1 protein-coding gene and 1 pseudogene are annotated in these 931 nt (G+C 27.8%); both read left to right on the top strand.

The window, feature by feature from the left end; genetic code table 11:
* Window positions 1-340, top strand: a pseudogene (locus AMN88_RS04580) (glycosyltransferase family 39 protein); the annotation flags it as partial.
* Window positions 341-931 (top strand): glycosyltransferase (locus tag AMN88_RS02295; protein ID WP_075536235.1); only part of this gene is annotated, 591 nt, incomplete at its 3' end. It abuts the pseudogene before it with no gap.

A 931-nucleotide genomic window follows, 5' to 3' on the forward strand; every position in this document is an offset into this window, starting at 1 on the left:
GTTTCAAGCTCAAATTAATCTTAAAAAATTAAAACCATTCATGATTGGATTTATGTTCTTTTTCTTTTTATCACCAGGACTTTACGCTTATGTTTCAATTTCAAATGATGATAAAAGAACTGATTATATGGGTAAAGAAAATGCAATAAAAACTCAATATGCTTGGGATCAACAATTCGTGTCAGAAATAAATGTAGTTTTAGGTGATGAATGGAACGCTGGAAATTTATCTTATCATTTAAAATCTAGACCAGTTTGGGAGGGTTTTGTTGAAAGAGAAAAGCTTGATCAATTGAAAGATTATATGTGCCTTGATAGTATTTGTGTAGGATCAAGATAGATGAAATATGTAGTTTTAATTCCAATTTATAACGACAGAGAATCTTTAAAGTTATTGGTAGAAAATATTAATTCTGAAATAAAAGATTTAAATCATGAGATATCTTTAGTTGTAATAAATGATGCTTCATCACAACAGATAATTGATACTTATCCAAATATTGAAAACATTAGTTCTTTTGAAATAATAAACATGAAAGAAAACAGAGGACACGCAAGATGCATTGCTTCTGGTTTAAAATATATCTTTGAAAAAAAAGATTTCGATTTTGTTATTCCAATGGATGGTGATGGAGAAGATAGACCTGAAGAAATTAAAAATTTTATTCAACTTTCAGAACAATCAGACGAAAAGTCAATTATTGGTGAAAGAGTTAAGAGATCTGAAGGTTTATTTTTTCAATTATGTTACCAATTTCACAAATTCTTAACTTTAGCATTTACTGGACAATCAATAAAATTTGGTAACTTTACTTGTTTATCAAAATCAACTGTAAAGAAACTGTTAGATGAAAAGGCTACCTGGAATAGTTTTTCTGGTTCATTAAAAAAAATAGAAAAAGATTTAATTTCTATTCCATCCACACGAGGC

Source organism: Candidatus Pelagibacter communis (assembly GCF_001180165.1).
Classification (GTDB): domain Bacteria; phylum Pseudomonadota; class Alphaproteobacteria; order Pelagibacterales; family Pelagibacteraceae; genus Pelagibacter; species Pelagibacter ubique_P.